Genomic DNA, 15,747 nt, shown 5'->3' with positions numbered 1-15,747 from the left:
CATGGAAACACGCGCCCCCTTCGTCATCGTCGGAGCATTCGTGCTGGCGGCCATCGTCGCCGTGTTCGGCTTCGTCTATTGGCTGCACAACACCGGCGGCCTCGGCGCGCGCACCACCTATCATGTGCAGTTCGAGGGCTCGGTGCCCGGCCTGCTGGTGGGTGCCGGCGTGCTGTTCAACGGCATCCGTGTCGGCGAGGTCACCGAACTGGGTCTGGCAACGGACGATCCGCGCCGCGTCAACGCCACCATCTCGGTGGCCACCACCACGCCGGTGCGACCCGATACCCGGGTCGGGCTGGATTTCCAGGGTCTGACCGGCGTTCCCGTCGTCGCGCTGGAAGGCGGCAAGATGCTCGGCAATACCGGGCCGGTGCCGACCCTGATCGCCGATCCGGGCGCCACACGCAGCATGACCCAGGCCGCGCGCGACGCGCTGCAGCGCGTCGACGGCGTGCTGGCCGACAATGCGGATCCGCTGAAGAAAACCATCGGCAATCTGCAGGTGTTCTCCGAGGGGCTGGCGCGCAACACCGGAAAACTCGACGGCATCGTCACCGGGCTCGAGCGCATGACCGGCGGCGGCGCGGCGCCCGCCAAGAAGACCACCTACAACTTGCAAGCAGCGCAGGGCTTCGCCGCACCGACGAAGACCCTCAAGGGACAGCTCGCCATTCCGGAGCCGACCGCCGTGGTGATGCTGCAGACCCAGCGCTTCCTGTTTTCGCCGGCCAAGGACTTTCCCGGCTTCGAGGACGCGCAATGGGCCGACAGCATTCCCAAACTGCTGCAAGCCAAGCTGATCGAGAGTTTTGAGAATTACGACGTGGCGCACGCGCCGCTGCGCGCGATGGACGGTGTGACCGCAGACGACCAGATCGCCATCGATATCCGGCGCTTCCGGATCGACACGGACCATGAGCCGACCGCCGATATCGCGCTGTCGGCGCGCATTCTCGACAAGGACGGCAAGGTCGTTGCGTCAAAGCTGTTTCAGCAGAGCCAGAAGCTCGACACGGTCGATCCCATCGGGGCCGTGGCCGCGTTCGATGCCGCGTTCGGCCGCATCGCCAAGGAGATGATCGCCTGGACCGCGGACGCGCTGTAAAAGCGGTCCGCCGCGATCTATTCTAGCGTCTTCATATAAGACAGGAAGTCGTTGATCTGGTCGGGATCGAGCCTGAACTCCGGCATCGACGGATGTCCGGTGACAATGCCTTCTGCCAAGGCTTCGGCGAGGGTATCGACCGGATAGCGCAGATGCAGGGTGCGGAACGGCGGCGCAACCTTGAGCGGGCTTTGCGTCACCTTGTCGACGGAGTGACACTTGCTGCAATTGTTGATTGCAAAAGCCTTGCCGCGCTGTACGGCGGGCGAAGGCCCCTGAGCCTGCGCGGATGCGAGGAGCAGCAGCGCGACGGCGATCTGACCAACGATCATTCGCAGCATGAAGCCGGACCTTTCAAGACGTGCAGGGAGCGCAGCGACTCTCCGTAGAGTATTCTTTACTAAGTCAAGCACCGTCGCCGATTGATTTGCATCAATAGACTGAGTCCGATTGCCCGCCGATGGCGTGAGGCGCGTCGGCAGATCCGGACCGAGCAACAATCATACATCAGCGTCGACCGTCGCAATCGAATTGTCACGCAAAAATGCGAGTTTCATCGACGGTATTATCGCGCTACAATTCTCGATGGGCAGCAAGTCCCCCGCCTGCCCGCGGATCGTCGACTAGGTTAGCCTGCCATGGAGAAAGGTCATGCATTGCCGCCGTCTCCATCGAACGATCCGGATTGCGACGCGTCTGAGTCAGCCGGCGACAGCCCGGCCATCGCCGGCTTGGCCGAACTCACATTCGACGTCACTGCCGCGGACATTCTCCGCCTGAGTCGTCACCCGTTGCTACGCGACCGCCTGTCGCAATCGCGCAAGGCTGGCATCCTGAGATCGACCTATCTCGACACCAGGGACCATGCCTTCGGCCGTGCCGGATTCTCATTCCGGCTGCACGGCGAAGCCGGCGGGCTGGTGCAGACCATCGAGGCACCACGGCTGGGGATTCTGCAACGCTGCGAACAGCACACGACATCGTCCGCCGGCGAGCCCTCAGTTCCCGACCACCTGATCGCCCGGCTGTGCGGCGACCGCCTGCCGACAGCGCTGCAATCCGTCTTCACCACCGAGACCACGCGCCGGAGCTGTCGCCTCGGCGGCGTCAAGGTTTCCCTCGACAGTGGCCGGATCAACGCCGGCGACAGCGTCGTGCCATTTCATGCCGTGGTCCTCGAACTGACGCGCGGTCGTCGCGCCGCCTTGTTCGACGTCGCTAGACAGATCCAGGCTATCGTCCCGGCCGACATCTCGGTCAGATCCCCGGCTCAAGCCGGCTATCAACTGCTGAACGGCGACAAGATCGTCGCCATCAAGGCGTCTGCCATCGCCTTGACCCCGACCATGAGTGCGGCGGAAGCGGTGACGACGGTGTTTGGCGCCTGCCTCTCCCAACTGCTGGCCAATCGGGCCGGCGTATGTGCGGGCGATGCGGATGCATTGCATGCCATGCGCGTTGCCGCGCGCCGGCTCGATGCGGCGATCCGGGTATTTTCCGAAGTCCTCTCCGCAGACGAACCCGCCATCGTCGCGCGCGAGTTGAAATGGATCGGTGGCGAGCTCGGCAAGGCGCGGGAGTTCGACGTGTTCCTGGCCGAGGCGGTGCGGCCGCTGATGAAAGCCCATCCCAGACGCAAAAGCGTCGCGGAACTGCATCGGACATTCGCGCGACAACGTGCGATGGCGTATCGACGCGTAAAAACGGCGCTGACATCCGACCGCTTTCGCGCCTTTGCGCTGCGCGCCGTGGAATGGGCCGACGGCAGCTGCATCAACGACGTGTACGCCGACAGCAAAGCGAGCGCCGTGGTGGCGGAAGAACTGACGCGGCAGAAGCGAAAGATGCGCAACGGTCGGCATCTGGATGAGCTGGATCCAGCGCAGCGACACAAGCTACGGCTGCGCGCCAAGCGCATGCGCTACGCCACCGAACTGACCCGCGGAATATTTGACGGCAAGCGCAATGCGCCGTCGATCGACCGTTCGCTCGTCGCACTGGAACGCCTGCAGACCGCGCTCGGCGAGTTGAACGATCAGGCGGGCTGGAAGGAAATGCTGGATGCCGCTGCGGAAAAAGCCCGCCGTACCCGGCGTGCGCCGCCGGCGAGATCGCTGGTCAGGCAACTGTTGGCGCGCGACGGCCAGTCAGAGGCGGAGGCGCTGTTGAAGACCTCGATCAAGGCCTATCGCGCCTTTGCCCGTACCGATAAATTCTGGGTCGACGACGAAAACGACTAGATGTTTGGTCCCAGCATTTGATGGTGCATTATTCTCCGACGGTTGGAAGGATGCGCTATGGGACAGGTTCACCACGGGAGCGCCACAACGACAGCGGCGGTCCGTCGAGCGATACAACATAGTCAAGAGAGCCTGAGGGTCTTGGCCAGGCGGCATGGGATCAATCCCAAGACCGTCGCCAAGTGGAAGGCGCGGGCCTCGGTCGAAGATCTACGAACCGGGCCGAAAGACCCGAAGTCGACGGTTCTGACGGTCGAGGAAGAGGCGCTTATTGTCGCCTTCCGGCGGCACACGCTGCTGCCGCTCGATGACTGCTTGTATGCCCTGCAACCAACCATCCCGCATCTGACGCGCTCGTCACTGCATCGCTGCCTGCAGCGCCACGACATCTCGCGATTGCCTGAAGTCGAGGGCGACAAGCCAGATCGGCGTAAGTTCAAGACCTATCCGATCGGCTACTTTCACATCGACATCGCCGAGGTCCGCACCGAGCAGGGCAAGCTCTATCTGTTCGTGGGGATCGACCGGACCTCAAAGTTCGCCTTCGTCGAGTTGCACGAGAAAGCCACTCGGCGCATCGCCGGCGACTTCCTGCGCCACCTGATCGCGGCCGTGCCCTACAAGATCCACACCGTGCTGACCGACAATGGCACGCACTTCACCACGCCCGGTGCCGGTGGCTCAGCGGTCCCTGAGATCAAGCTGGCCCTCGAGCGTGGCGAGCCGGTCTGGGCCCATGGCTTTGAGTTGGCTTGCGCCCAGGCCGACATCGATCATCGCCTCACCAAGCCCAAGCACCCCTGGACCAATGGCCAGGTCGAACGGATGAACCGGACTATCAAGGAAGCGACCGTCAAGCGCTTCCACTACGAGACCCACGACCAACTCCGTCGCCACCTCGGCGACTTCATCGACGCCTACAACTTCGCGCGTCGGCTAAAGACCCTGCAGGGCCTCACACCCTACGAGTACGTTTGTAAGATCTGGACAAAAGAGCCCACCAGATTCAATGTTGATCCGACCCATCAAAGTCCGGGACTAAACATCTAGCGCTCCGTTACGACGTCTTGTCGTCCGACAGTGTTGCCCTGCTTCGCGCCAGCGTCTGCTCCGGCGTCCCGGACGCATCGATCGGAATCCAGTCCATCGCGCCGAGATCGTAGGCGTCCTGTTGCCGCGCGATCTCCGCGGTCGCGTCGGAAGCGTCGTTGCGACGACTTACGACACGCGCGGCACGGATCGCCGTATCGGCCTCCAGGAACAGGCCTGTGAAGGCAACGCTGGCACCGCGGGCAACCGCGGCGATCGCCGCACGCTCGGAGGGCCGCGCGAACACCGCGTCGACGACCACAGAATGGCCGGCCGCCAGAACGCGGCCGGCGTGTTCGGCGAGGGTGTCGTAGACCTTCGCGGTGATCTCGGGCCGATAGGCCTCGCCCGGCAGGCGATCGGTCTCCCGCATCGTGAATTGCTGCTTGCGCAACACATCGGAGCGCAGCAAGACGGCGCCCGGCAGTGGCGCAATGTCAGGCGCTAGCTCGCGCGCGAGCACTGATTTCCCCGTGCCGGACAGTCCGCCGACCGCAATCAGCCGCGGCTTTGCCGGCGCGATCATCCGGCGGGCGAGCGTGAAATAGATCTCGGCGCGCGCCTTCACGCCCGCACTGTCGCTGCCCTTGCGATCGAGCCGGGCGAGCAGCACGTTGGCCCGGATCGCCGCACGGATCGACAGGAACAGCGGCAGCGTCGACAGGGCGTCGAGATTATCCAGCGATGTGGTCGCGAGATAGCGGTTCAGGATGATGTTGGCGGCCGCGCCACGCCCATAGCTGATCAGGTCCATCAACAAGAAGGCCAGATCGTAGAGCACGTCGGTGGTGGCCATCGCCGCATCGAATTCGAGCGCGTCGAACAATACTGGCTTGCCGTCGATCCGGACGATGTTGGCCAGATGCAGGTCGCCATGACAGCGCCGGACGAAACCGGCGTCGCGCCGTCTTGCAAGCAGAACGTTGCATCGCGCGAAGGCGGCTTCGCTGTCGCGATCGAGTGCCTGCACCTGATCTGCGGCGAAGCAGCCGGCGGCAACGAAGGCGCCGGTATTGCCGGCGATCAGCGCGGGAATCGACTGCGGCCATGCGGCATCGCGGCAGATCGCGGCCGCATCGTGCGACGCCACGATCGCCTCGGCAGTGGCGGCGGCAAGGCCGGCATCGAGCAGGCCTGCTGCGGCAAGATGATCGAGCGTCTGGGTCTCGTCGAAGCGCCGCATCCGCAGCGCCCACTCCACCGGCGCGCCCTCGCCGCCGATGGCCAGCGCACCATCCGGCCGGTGCATGATCGGCACGACGCCGGTATAGATCTGCGGGGCGAAGGCGCGATTGACCTCGAGTTCGACCTCAAGAGCTGCCTTGCGCTTTTCCAGCGTCGAAAAATCCAGATAGGGGTAGCGCACCGCGCGCTTGACCTTGAAGGCGTCATCGCCGGCGAGGAACACCGACGCAGCATGGGTGTCGATGCGCTGGACCGCGCGGCCACCATGGGTGGCGGGATCGGCCAGGAATGAAAATACCTGCTCCTGCGAGGCCGCCTCGGAAGCGATGGCGCCTGTCATCTGGTGATCGGCTTCCTGTTGATGCATGACGGAAGATGGCGAGATCGCTCATCCAATCCACATTGTGCGAAGTCACAACAGCCTGTTGCAAGGGCACCGGTTCATCTATGGCGCAATGAACTTTGCGCCTACTTGACCCTGATCAAAACAGCAATGCCGCAAATACGGTATCGCTTCACCGGGGCAAGGAGCCCCAGATGGAGGATATCATGAACATGAAATCGCTCATTCCCGTCGGCCAGGACCGCAGCCCTGGCCGCCCCGCCGCCAACCCGTTTTCCGCCCTGCAGCAGGAAATTGATCGCCTGTTCGACGGCTTCACCCGCGGCCTGCCATCGTTTTCGTCCGCGTCCTATCCGCTGGTTCCCAACATGGACGTCGCGGGAACCGACAAGGAAATCGAAATCACCGCGGACCTGCCCGGCCTTGAGGAAAAGGACATCCAGCTCAACGCCGCCGACAATCTCCTGACCATCCGCGGCGAGAAGAAGAACCAGCGCGAAGAGAAGGACAAGGATTACCACTTGGTCGAGCGGACCTATGGCTCGTTCATGCGCACCGTCCAACTGCCGGCTGGCGTCAACCTCGACAGCATCAAGGCGACGATCGCCAATGGCGTGCTCAAGGTGACCGTTCCCAAGCCGGCTCCGGCGCAGTCGAAGAAGATTGACATCAAAACCGCAGCCTGATCGTCTCGGTGGCGCGCTGCGGCCAGCCGCGGCGCGCCACTGTTCCTGCGACCAACTGAGTGATATAGTCTCAAGACCGAACAGCGGATGGCGCGTGTACAAATTTCTCGAAGAAACCGTCGGAAATTTCATGACCCGCGATGTCGCCACGGTGACACGCGACATGACCATGCGCGATCTCTACACGCTGGTCGAGAAGGACGACTTCAACACCTATCCGGTGGTTGAGAATTCGAAGATTGTCGGCATCGTCACCAAGTTCGATTTCCTGAAGTGCTTTGCGCTGCAGCCGGGCAGCATGGTGCCGAACTATGAAGAGCTCATGAAGCGCACCGTCGGCGAGCTCATGACGCCGAAATTCATCGCGGTCGACGAATCCAGCAAGCTGGTCAGGGTGCTGCAACTGATGGTGGAGCACCGCATGCGCAGCGTCATCGTGGCGACGGCCGACCATCGGCTGCAAGGCATCATCTCGCGCGAGGATGTCATGCGTGCCCTGCAGGCGTGTGCCATCGATGACGGACGGTCAGCTTCATGATCCGTCGACCGACCAGATCCCCCTTTTAGAAACGTCGTGACCGGATGTCCGTCTACCGATTGAGCAGCTTGCTTGCGCCGCGCTCGGTGGCGCTGATTGGCGCGAGCCCGCGGCCCGGCTCCGTCGGGCATGCGGTGATGAAGAACATCGTTGCGGCGGGCTTCAAGGGCCAGTTCGGCCTGGTCAACGCACGTTACGGGACGATCGGCGACACCACGGCGGTGAGCAGCCTCGCCGAGCTGCCCTTCGTTCCCGAACTGGTCGTCATCACGGCGCCCGCGCCGGCGATCCCCGGCATCATCGCCGAAGCCGGCGCCCTCGGCGTCGCCGGCGCGGTCATCATCAGTGCCGGCCTCGGCCACGGTACCGGCTCGCTGTCGGAGGCGACCGAAAGCGCGGCCCGGCAACACGGCATGCGGCTGATCGGCCCCAACTGCATCGGCATCCTGATGCCGAACGCGCGGCTCAATGCCAGTTTCGCCGCGCACATGCCGGCGGCGGGCAATCTCGCTTTGATCTCGCAATCCGGCGCCATCGCCACCGGCATGGTGGACTGGGCCTCGCAGCGCGGCGTGGGGTTTTCCGGCATCGTGTCGGTCGGCGACCAGCTCGATGTCGATATCGCCGACCTGCTCGACTATTTCGCGCTGGACTCGGGCACCAAGGCGATCCTGCTCTACGTCGAAGCGATCAAGGATGCCCGCAAGTTCATGTCCGCGGCGCGCGCCGCGGCACGCGTGAAGCCGGTGATCGTGGTCAAGGCCGGGCGCATGGCGCAGGGCGCCAAGGCGGCGGCGACCCACACCGGCGCGCTGGCCGGCGCCGACGATGTCTATGACGCGGCATTCCGCCGCGCCGGCATGCTGCGCGTGTCGGACCTGCGCGAACTGTTCGATTGCGTCGAAACCCTCAGCCGGGTCAAGGCGCCGCCGGGCAAGCGGCTCGCGATCCTGACCAATGGCGGCGGCATCGGCGTGCTGGCCATCGACCGGCTGGCGGAACTCGGCGGCATTCCCGCGGCCATCGGCGACGATACGCGGCAGCAGCTTGATGCCGTCCTGCCGCCGACCTGGTCCGGCTCGAATCCGATCGACATCGTCGGCGATGCCGATGCCGCGCGCTACGCCGCGACGCTTGAGCTGCTGCTGGCTGACAAGAGCAATGACGCGGTGCTGGTGATGAACGTGCAGACGGCCATCGCGCCCGCCGCCGACATCGCCGTGGCCGTCACCGGAGTCATCGATTCGCATCGCCGCAAGCGCGATGTGATTCCGAAGCCGGTGCTGGCGGTCTGGGTCGGCGCCGAACAGAACATCATCAAGGCGCTCAGCGCCGCGGGCATTCCGAACTACGCCACCGAGGACGACGCGGTGCGCGGCTTCATGCATCTGGTGCATCACCGCGAGATCGTCACCGCGCTCGCCGAGGTGCCGCCAAGCCTGCCCAGCGATTTCGTGCCGGACGTGGAACGCGCGCGCGCCATCGTCGATGGGGCCATCACCGACGGACGGGACTGGCTCGATCCCATCGAGGTGAAGCAGCTGTTCGACGCCTATCAGATCCCGATGGTCGCTACCGGCGCCGCAGCGAACGCCGACGAAGCGGCGGCGCAGGCTTCGGTGCATTTCACCAATGGCCAGACGGTGGTGCTGAAGATCCTGTCTAAGGACATTCCGCACAAGTCCGATGTCGGCGGCGTCATCCTCAATGTCACCAGCGTCGAGGCGGTCCGCATCGCCGTCAACGAACTGTTCAATCGCGCCAAGGCCAAGCGGCCGGACGCGCATATCGACGGCGTCATCGTGCAGCCGATGATGGTGCGCGCCAAGGCGCGGGAACTGATCCTCGGCATCGCCAACGATCCGACCTTCGGCTCCATCGTGGTGTTCGGCCGTGGCGGCACGGCGGTGGAGGTCATCAACGACAAGGCGCTGGCGCTGCCGCCGCTGGATCTCAACCTCGCCAGCGACCTCGTGAGCCGCACTCGGGTCTCGCGCATTCTCGCCGGCTATCGGGACGTCCCTCCGGTCAAGCCCGGCGAGGTCGAACGTACGCTGGTCAAGGTCGCGCAACTGGCGGCCGATCTGCCGAAGGTCAGCGAACTCGACATCAATCCGCTGCTGGCAGACGAGAATGGCGTGATCGCCGTGGACGCGCGCGTCGCGGTCCGGCCTGTGATCCAGAAGAAATTCGCCGGCCCCGGCAATGGCAATTTCGCGGTGCGCCCCTACCCGTCCTCATGGCAGCGCCGTTTCTCGCTCAAGGACGGGCTAAACGTGTTCGCGCGGCCGATCCGCCCGGAAGACGAACCGCAGATCCACGAAATGCTGCGCTATGTCACGCTCGGCGATCTCAGGCTGCGCTTCTTCGCGCCGATGAAGGAATTCACCCATGAATTCATCGCCCGGCTGACCCAGCTGGACTATGCCCGCGCCATCGCCTTCGTCGCCTTCAACGAGGCCAGCGGCGAAATGATCGGCGTCGTCCGGCTGCATTCGGATTCGATCTACGACAGCGGCGAATACGCCATCCTGCTGCGCTCGGACCTGAAAGGACGCGGGCTCGGCTGGGCGCTGATGCAGCTGATGATCGATTACGCGAAGGCGGAGGGCCTGACGACCATCGCCGGCCAGGTGCTGGCCGACAATACCGTCATGCTCAACATGTGCCGGGATCTCGGCTTCGCCGTGAAGCCGGACCGCGACGACCACAGCATCTACCATGTCACGCTGTCGCTGGCTCCCGGGAAAGACACAGAGACAAAGGCGCCCGCGCTGATCTGAATCAAGGCGCGGCACCGCCGCCACTGGCAGATTCGGAGCATGTGGAAAGACATCTCAACCGCGCCGCGGGTTCGCGAAGTCGAGCTGGCCATCATCGACGACCGCATCCATGAACTGCGCTACCCCTGCTTTCATACCGGCAAGAGCTGGGTGAATGCCGAGACCCTGCAGGAACTCGCCGTGAAGCCGACGCACTGGCAGGAAGCGCCGGTCACGGCGTTCCTGTGCTGCTGCGGCTGAGGTCGGCAAGGCAACCTATTTGGCGGGGCCGTCCGCGGGGGTCGTAGGCGCAGGCTCGTCATCGGCGATAGCCCGCCACGCGGCGCCTTCCATATCGTCATACTGGCCGTTCTTCAGCGACCACATGAATCCCAGCAGTCCGACCAACCCAAGGCCGAGCGCTGCCGGGACGAGATAGACGAGAACTTCCATCAGGTTCTTTCCGACGCGACCCGGCGCGCCCGCAAAGCGTTCAGCATCACCAGCAGTGACGAACCGGACATCGCCAATGCGGCGATCAGCGGCGTCACCACGCCGGTGATGGCCACCGGCACCGCGATGATGTTGTAACCTACCGCAAGCCAGAGATTCTGCTGCATCAACCGCAATGCCTTGCGGGAATAATCGATGGCGGCGACCACGGGCGACAGCTTCTTGCCGAGGAACACCATGTCCGCGGCGGCCTGGCTCAGATGCGCGGCGGTCACCGGCGACATGGAGACATGCGCCGCGGCCAGCGCCGGCGCATCGTTGAGGCCGTCGCCGACCATCATCACCTTGATGCCCTGGTTCTTCAGCGCCTCGATGCGCGCGATCTTCTCAGCCGGCGTGACGGCGGCGCGCCATTCGTCGACCCCGAGCGCCAGCGCCGCGGCGTGTACCGCAAGCTCACGATCGCCCGACAGGATTTCCACCGCGATGCCGCGGGCCTTGAGGCCGGCAATCATCTCCCGCGCATCGGGGCGCAGGCTTTGCCGGACCGCGAACACATAACGCTCATCGCCCATGCGGAAGGCGACGACGGACACTTCCGGATCGAGCCGCAGCAACTGCTCCGCCATGTCCTCGGCGCCGCAGAACGACGGCCGGCCGAGCCGCAGCTCGATTCCGTCGAGTTCACCGCGCACGCCCTGCCCGGGCTGCTCGACTACACCCTTGAGCGGCGATTTCACGCCGGCTGCACGCGCCACGGCGGCGGCGACCGGATGATGGCTGGCCAGCGCCAGCCGTCCTGCGAGTTCAAGGATATCGGCCGGCACATTGCCGCTGTTGACCACGTCGAGTTCGGGCAGGGTCAGGGTGCCGGTCTTGTCGAAGATGACGCGGGTCACCGCGGCGGTGCGCTCAATGGCGTCGCCGGCATTGAGCAGCACACCGGCACGAAACATGGCGCCGGAAGCGACTGTCTGCACGGTGGGAATAGCGAGGCCGAGTGCGCAGGGGCAGGTGATGATCAGCACCGCGACGGCGGTGACGATGGCGTCATGCCGGCTGGCACCGGCCAGCACCCAGCCGATCATGGTGAGCAGCGCGGTGGCATGCACCACCGGCGCATAGAGCCGCGACGCGCGGTCGGCCAGCAGCACATAGCGCGAGCGGGCCTGCAGGGCGTTTTCCAGAAGCCGGGTAATCTCCGCCAGCAGCGTGCCTTCGGACGCCGCCGAGACCCGGATCCGCAGGGTGCCGGAAATATTCATGGTGCCGGCATAGACCGCGGTGCCGCGCTCGGCGGGCGCATACAGCGTCTCGCCGGTAATCAGGCTCTGGTCGATCTCGGAATGGCCCTCGACCACGGTACCGTCGACGGCGCAGCGCTCGCCCGGACGCAGCAGCACCATATCGCCTACACGCAGCGCCGCCACCGGCACCTCGCTGATTTCATTGTCGGCGACGAATTTTGTGGCGGTCTCGGCCTTCAACGCGGCGAGATTGCCGGCGACCGCACGGGTGCGGCGGCGCATGTTCTGGTCGAGATAGCGGCCGACCAGCAGGAAGGTCAGCAGCATGATGGCTGCATCGAAATAGGTATGCTCGGCGTGGGCGATGGTCTCGGCAACCGACATCGCCAGCGCAAGCACCACGCCGATGCTGATCGGCACGTCCATGTTGGTGTTGCCGGTGCGCAGCACGCGCCAGGCCGACTGGAAGAACGGCCGCCCGGCATAGGCGGCCGCGGGCAGCGCGATCAGCGCCGACAGCCAGTGGAAGAAATCGCGCTGTTCGGGGATCATGTCGCCGGCGCTGCCGGACCACACCGGGATCGACAGCATCATCACGTTCATAGTGGCGAAGGCGGCGACGCCGAGGCAGCGCATCAGGAACCTGGACTGTTCGGCCTCGACCGCTTCGGCGCGCACGGTTTCGAACGGATAGGCCTTGTAGCCGAGTTCGGCCAGGCGATCGATGAAGCGGGCGGGATCGAGGGTGCCAGTCTTCCACTCCAGCGCGACGCGGCGGTCGGTCAGATTCACCCGTGCCAGCGTCACGTCGGGGATCGCCGAGAGGCCGCGCTCGATCTTCGCCATGCAACCGGCGCAACTGACGCCCTCGACGGCAAGGTCGATATGCGCCAGGCCCGACCCAACATTCTTCACGTAGTGCGAGAAATCGCGCGTTGCCAGCATGACGGCGGTCCTACTTCAGGATGATACGGCTCTTCGACAGGAACACGCGCCGGCCGGAAGCATCGCCTTCCAGCACGAGATCCCATTGTCCGGGCGCCACATCGGCGACCTTGCCGCGATAGACCGCGCTCTCGGCTTCGACCAGATTGGCCTCGCGATCGCCGCGGCGATCCGTCGGCCGCTCGAGACGACTGGAAAAAGCCAGCCCCGCCAGCGGGCTGCCCAGGCTGTCGCGGGCATTGACCAGGATGTTGGCGACGCCATCGGCAGCGCGCTCGACATGGGCATCGACCTTCCAGCCCCGCTCGTTCTGCTTGCGGGCCGCAGCGATTTCGCCTTCGTAGGCCAGGCTGGCGCTGTAGGCGCTATCTACTTCGGTGCCGGGCAGCGTGTCGATGGCGAGCTTCGCCAGGGTCAGATTGACTCCGAACACCACGCCGAAAAAAGCGATCAGCATGATCAGGACCATGCGCCCGGTGAGTGGACGCGGTGCGGCGACGGGCTTGCTCATGAATGGCTCCTTGATGCGGTCATGGCATCACAAAATTGTCGGTGGCGGAGGTCACGTCGCCGAGGCCGATGTCGGTGACGCGAATTTTCAGCGGAACGGATTTCTCGCCTTCCTTGAGCGGCGACGCGCTGACCAGCACGCGAAGCTCGGTGGTCTGGTCGCGCCCCAGCACGATCATGGGACGGTCGGGAGTGACGGAATCCGCACCGACCACGTGGATGGTCGGATTGGCGGGGCCGTCGACGTCGATGGCCACAACGCGATCGAAGCCGCGCTTGTTGAGCAGACGGACCGTATAGGCGTTGCGAATCTGGCCATCGGACAGCCGGACCGCCACCGGGTTGCGGTCATGCAGCACGTTGATGTCGAGCAGGGTCCGGGTCAGCAGCGCGTAGAGCATGATGCCGCCGACCGCCGCGATCATCGCCAGATAGACGATGGTGCGCGGCCGGATCGGCCGGAACACGTCCGGCTTGCCTTCCATGCGACGATGGATGTTGATGTCGTTGTCGTAGCCGATCAACCGGGGTTCGCGACCGATCTTGGCCATGACTGTGTCGCAGGCATCGATGCATAGCCCGCACTGGATGCAATCCATCTGCGAACCGTCGCGGATGTCGATGCCGGTCGGGCAGACCGCGACGCATTGATAGCAATCGATGCAATCGCCGACGGGCTGACCGAGGGCACGCAGCTCTGCCGCCTTCTTCAGCGACGTTCGCGATTCGCCGCGGTCGTATTTGTAGGTGACGTTGAGCGCCCATTCGTCGGTCAGCGCGGCCTGGATGCGCGGCCACGGGCACATGTAGACGCAGACCTGCTCGCGCATGAAGCCGGCCAGCACATAGGTCGTGGCGGTCAAGATGCCGATCCAGATATAGGCGATCATCGGCGCCTGGAAGGTCACCAGCTCCTTCACCAGCGTCGGCGCATCGTTGAAATACAGTACCCAGGCGCCGCCGGTCCACCATGCGATCATCAGCCAGATCGAATGCTTGAGCAGGATTTCCGCGAAGCGCTGCATGTTCATGCCGCCGGCGGCATCCTTTTTCATGCGCTCGCGGCGGTCGCCCTCGATCAGCCGCTCGACGGCGTAGAACACATCCGTCCACACGGTCTGCGGACACAGATAGCCGCACCAGATCCGGCCGCCGATGGAATTCATCAGGAACAAAGTGAGCGCGGCGACGACCAGCAGCCCGGTGAAATAATACACCTCCTGCGGCCACAGCTCGATGAAGAAGAAATAGAAGCGGCTGTTGGGAAGGTCGATCAGCACCGCCTGGTCGGGCGCGCCGAGACCACGATTCCAGCGCACGAACGGCAGCAGGTAGTAGACGCCGAGGCAGAAGGCCATCAGGCCCCACTTGATACGGCGGAAGGTACCGGAAACACTCTGGGGGTAGACCTTCTTATGGGCCGCATAAAGCGGCCCATAGTCGTCAACTTGCAGTTCGCTGGGTCGGACAGGCTGGTTCATGGTAAGGATTCATCTCGCATTACAGATTGAACCTAAGCCCAATCTCAAACGCGCATTTGATCCACCTCAAACAGAATTGCCGAAAAGCCCGGCTCCCAGCGGGAGGCTCACTTGCCTCCCCCGAGCGAATGAACGTAGACGGTCAGCGCCTTGATGGTGGCGGGGTCGAGACGCCCACCCCAAGCCGGCATCACGCCGGCGCGGCCATTGGTGATGGTTTCCACCAATGTCGCCTGATCCGACCCATAGAGCCAGATACCGTCGGTGAGATTTGGCGCGCCAAGCTCGATATTGCCCTTGGCGTCGTCGCCGTGGCAGGCGACGCAATTCTCGGCGAACAGCTTCTTGCCGGCCGCAGCATCGTAGCCCGGAGCGGTGGAAAGCCCGGACAGCGACCTGACGTAATTGGCCACCGTGACGATCTCCGGCTTCTTCAGGGTACCGTCGCGACCGAAGGCAAGCATCTGTCCTTCATGTGCCTGGGCATTGCCATTGCGGGCGCCGAATTCGATGGTCTGCTGGATCTGCTCAAGCGAACCGCCCCAGACCCAGTCGTCGTCGTTCAGGTTGGGGTAGCCCTTGGCGCCGGCCGCACCGCTGCCGTGACACGGCGCGCAGTTGTCGCCGAACACCGCCTTGCCGCGGGCGCGGGCCATCGCCAGCAGCGCCGGATCCTTTTCGATGTCAGCCAGCGGCGCATTGCCGAGCGCCACCATCTTGGCACCGCGGATGGTTTCCAGATTTGCCAGTTCAACGGCAACATCGGCGCGCGAGGAATAGTGCATGACGCCTGTCGTGTAGCCGGAAATCATCGGCCACGCCGGATAGACAATCCAGTAGCCGACCGCCCACACGATGGTCAGATAGAAGGTAATGATCCACCAGCGTGGCAGCGGCGTGTTCAGCTCCTTGATGCCGTCCCACTCGTGACCCGTGGTTGCGGTTCCAGAGACCTGATCGATATCCTCGTGCTTGCTCATGATTGCTTTATTCCTCTCGCAACGGCAGTCGCGCTGCCGCGTCGAAGGTTTCCTTGTTGCGCGGCCACAAGGCGTAGGCCACGATTGCGATGAACGTCGCGACGAAAATCGGCGTCCAGAACGTCATGACGAAATCCGAAGCGAAATTCTGAACAGTCAATATTGCTTTCATGTTCGTTT

The 15,747-nt window shown here is 64.2% G+C and carries 15 protein-coding genes; 7 read left to right on the top strand and 8 right to left on the bottom strand.

The window, feature by feature from the left end:
* Window position 1 precedes the first annotated feature (1 nt).
* Complete coding sequence (locus tag ACUXVA_RS07505) at window positions 2–1,108, top strand: ABC-type transport auxiliary lipoprotein family protein (RefSeq protein WP_265080869.1); 1,107 nt, start codon at window positions 2–4, stop codon at window positions 1,106–1,108.
* A gap of 17 nt (window positions 1,109–1,125) precedes the next feature.
* Here the strand turns inward: ACUXVA_RS07505 and ACUXVA_RS07500 are convergent, their stop codons facing one another.
* Window positions 1,126–1,449: a c-type cytochrome gene (locus tag ACUXVA_RS07500; RefSeq protein WP_265080870.1), complete on the bottom strand. Its 324-nt coding sequence runs from the start codon at window positions 1,447–1,449 to the stop codon at window positions 1,126–1,128.
* 297 nt (window positions 1,450–1,746) lie between these two features.
* On the opposite strand from ACUXVA_RS07500, the gene ACUXVA_RS07495 reads away from it, so the two are divergent.
* Together ACUXVA_RS07495 and ACUXVA_RS07490 are read left to right on the top strand one after the other, a co-directional pair.
* A complete protein-coding gene (locus ACUXVA_RS07495; protein WP_265080871.1) occupies window positions 1,747–3,348 on the top strand; it encodes a CYTH and CHAD domain-containing protein in 1,602 nt (533 codons plus the stop codon).
* 57 nt (window positions 3,349–3,405) lie between these two features.
* On the top strand, window positions 3,406–4,398 hold the full coding sequence (locus ACUXVA_RS07490) for an IS481 family transposase (RefSeq protein WP_265078738.1): 993 nt from the start codon (window positions 3,406–3,408) through the stop codon (window positions 4,396–4,398).
* Window positions 4,399–4,405: 7 nt separating this feature from the next.
* Here ACUXVA_RS07490 and ACUXVA_RS07485 read toward each other — a convergent pair whose 3' ends face one another.
* Window positions 4,406–5,962, bottom strand: coding sequence for a bifunctional aminoglycoside phosphotransferase/ATP-binding protein (locus tag ACUXVA_RS07485; RefSeq protein ID WP_265080872.1), 1,557 nt, complete (start codon window positions 5,960–5,962; stop codon window positions 4,406–4,408).
* A gap of 209 nt (window positions 5,963–6,171) precedes the next feature.
* Between ACUXVA_RS07485 and ACUXVA_RS07480 the strand changes: the two genes are divergently transcribed.
* The 4 genes from ACUXVA_RS07480 to ACUXVA_RS07465 all read left to right on the top strand — a co-directional run bounded on the left by ACUXVA_RS07480 (window position 6,172) and on the right by ACUXVA_RS07465 (window position 10,212).
* Window positions 6,172–6,651, top strand: coding sequence for an Hsp20/alpha crystallin family protein (locus ACUXVA_RS07480; RefSeq protein ID WP_445491496.1), 480 nt, complete (start codon window positions 6,172–6,174; stop codon window positions 6,649–6,651).
* 94 nt (window positions 6,652–6,745) lie between these two features.
* Window positions 6,746–7,189, top strand: a complete 444-nt coding sequence (locus ACUXVA_RS07475) for a CBS domain-containing protein (RefSeq protein WP_265080874.1) — start codon at window positions 6,746–6,748, stop codon at window positions 7,187–7,189.
* Between the two features lie 44 nt (window positions 7,190–7,233).
* Window positions 7,234–9,972, top strand: a complete 2,739-nt coding sequence (locus ACUXVA_RS07470; RefSeq protein ID WP_265080875.1) for a bifunctional acetate--CoA ligase family protein/GNAT family N-acetyltransferase — start codon at window positions 7,234–7,236, stop codon at window positions 9,970–9,972.
* Window positions 9,973–10,011: 39 nt separating this feature from the next.
* Window positions 10,012–10,212: a hypothetical protein gene (locus ACUXVA_RS07465; protein ID WP_265080876.1), complete on the top strand. Its 201-nt coding sequence runs from the start codon at window positions 10,012–10,014 to the stop codon at window positions 10,210–10,212.
* A 15-nt stretch (window positions 10,213–10,227) separates the two neighbouring features.
* On the opposite strand, the gene ccoS is transcribed toward ACUXVA_RS07465, so the two are convergent.
* The 6 genes from ccoS to ACUXVA_RS07435 form a co-directional block, all read right to left on the bottom strand.
* Window positions 10,228–10,404 (bottom strand): cbb3-type cytochrome oxidase assembly protein CcoS, encoded by a 177-nt coding sequence (ccoS, locus tag ACUXVA_RS07460; RefSeq protein WP_265080877.1) that lies wholly within the window; start codon window positions 10,402–10,404, stop codon window positions 10,228–10,230.
* Window positions 10,404–12,596 (bottom strand): heavy metal translocating P-type ATPase, encoded by a 2,193-nt coding sequence (locus ACUXVA_RS07455; RefSeq protein ID WP_445491492.1) that lies wholly within the window; start codon window positions 12,594–12,596, stop codon window positions 10,404–10,406. The genes ccoS and ACUXVA_RS07455 overlap by 1 nt, the downstream gene beginning before the upstream one ends.
* Window positions 12,597–12,606: 10 nt before the next feature.
* Window positions 12,607–13,107, bottom strand: coding sequence for a FixH family protein (locus ACUXVA_RS07450; protein WP_445491490.1), 501 nt, complete (start codon window positions 13,105–13,107; stop codon window positions 12,607–12,609).
* Between the two features lie 19 nt (window positions 13,108–13,126).
* Window positions 13,127–14,587, bottom strand: coding sequence for a cytochrome c oxidase accessory protein CcoG (gene ccoG / locus ACUXVA_RS07445; protein WP_265080879.1), 1,461 nt, complete (start codon window positions 14,585–14,587; stop codon window positions 13,127–13,129).
* A gap of 107 nt (window positions 14,588–14,694) precedes the next feature.
* A complete protein-coding gene (gene ccoP, locus ACUXVA_RS07440; protein ID WP_445491488.1) occupies window positions 14,695–15,567 on the bottom strand; it encodes a cytochrome-c oxidase, cbb3-type subunit III in 873 nt (290 codons plus the stop codon).
* A gap of 7 nt (window positions 15,568–15,574) precedes the next feature.
* Window positions 15,575–15,739, bottom strand: a complete 165-nt coding sequence (locus ACUXVA_RS07435; RefSeq protein WP_265080880.1) for a cbb3-type cytochrome oxidase subunit 3 — start codon at window positions 15,737–15,739, stop codon at window positions 15,575–15,577.
* Window positions 15,740–15,747: the final 8 nt, after the last annotated feature.

The organism is Rhodopseudomonas sp. RCAM05734 (assembly GCF_052658035.1).
The sequence above is the reverse complement of the archived record's forward strand: the minus strand, read 5'-3'. Positions and strand labels throughout refer to the sequence as shown.

Coding starts and splice junctions, on each gene's coding strand:
- ACUXVA_RS07505 (WP_265080869.1), top strand. CDS start 2: ATGGAAACACGCGCCCCCTTCGTCATCGTCGGAGCATTCGTGCTGGCG.
- ACUXVA_RS07500 (WP_265080870.1), bottom strand. CDS start 1,449: ATGCTGCGAATGATCGTTGGTCAGATCGCCGTCGCGCTGCTGCTCCTC.
- ACUXVA_RS07495 (WP_265080871.1), top strand. CDS start 1,747: ATGGAGAAAGGTCATGCATTGCCGCCGTCTCCATCGAACGATCCGGAT.
- ACUXVA_RS07490 (WP_265078738.1), top strand. CDS start 3,406: ATGGGACAGGTTCACCACGGGAGCGCCACAACGACAGCGGCGGTCCGT.
- ACUXVA_RS07485 (WP_265080872.1), bottom strand. CDS start 5,962: ATGACAGGCGCCATCGCTTCCGAGGCGGCCTCGCAGGAGCAGGTATTT.
- ACUXVA_RS07480 (WP_445491496.1), top strand. CDS start 6,172: ATGAACATGAAATCGCTCATTCCCGTCGGCCAGGACCGCAGCCCTGGC.
- ACUXVA_RS07470 (WP_265080875.1), top strand. CDS start 7,234: ATGTCCGTCTACCGATTGAGCAGCTTGCTTGCGCCGCGCTCGGTGGCG.
- ACUXVA_RS07465 (WP_265080876.1), top strand. CDS start 10,012: ATGTGGAAAGACATCTCAACCGCGCCGCGGGTTCGCGAAGTCGAGCTG.
- ccoS (WP_265080877.1), bottom strand. CDS start 10,404: ATGGAAGTTCTCGTCTATCTCGTCCCGGCAGCGCTCGGCCTTGGGTTG.
- ACUXVA_RS07455 (WP_445491492.1), bottom strand. CDS start 12,596: ATGCTGGCAACGCGCGATTTCTCGCACTACGTGAAGAATGTTGGGTCG.
- ACUXVA_RS07450 (WP_445491490.1), bottom strand. CDS start 13,107: ATGAGCAAGCCCGTCGCCGCACCGCGTCCACTCACCGGGCGCATGGTC.
- ccoG (WP_265080879.1), bottom strand. CDS start 14,587: ATGAACCAGCCTGTCCGACCCAGCGAACTGCAAGTTGACGACTATGGG.
- ccoP (WP_445491488.1), bottom strand. CDS start 15,567: ATGAGCAAGCACGAGGATATCGATCAGGTCTCTGGAACCGCAACCACG.
- ACUXVA_RS07435 (WP_265080880.1), bottom strand. CDS start 15,739: ATGAAAGCAATATTGACTGTTCAGAATTTCGCTTCGGATTTCGTCATG.